At 40.1% G+C, this 252-nt stretch carries 1 pseudogene; it reads left to right on the top strand.

Features of this window, described 5'->3' with window-relative positions:
• A pseudogene (locus tag AAEY62_RS23635) lies at positions 1-252 on the top strand (endonuclease/exonuclease/phosphatase family protein); the annotation flags it as partial.

Raw genomic sequence — 252 nt, 5'->3', positions numbered from 1 at the left:
TACCTATGGCGTATAGCCAGCATTACCTGGTGCGTGGTTGCGACTTTATTCGCTTACAAGTGTTTTATATTGCAAGCTTTATAGCATGTGTTGCTGGGTACTTTGCATTTAATAACGCCACAGACTTTTTGTATATTGTTGCAGGCGCTGTATTAATTCTGTTTTTACAGGGAAAGTGGATATACCCATATACTTGGTTGGCAAAAAAAGAAGTGCAAAGCGCCTCAAAACACATTGCGCACAGTGTAAGAA

It is taken from the genome of Pseudoalteromonas sp. GW168-MNA-CIBAN-0100, assembly GCF_040309225.1.
In the GTDB taxonomy this organism is placed as follows: Bacteria; Pseudomonadota; Gammaproteobacteria; order Enterobacterales; family Alteromonadaceae; genus Pseudoalteromonas; species Pseudoalteromonas arctica.
This window is presented reverse-complemented; position numbering and strand designations above follow the sequence as displayed.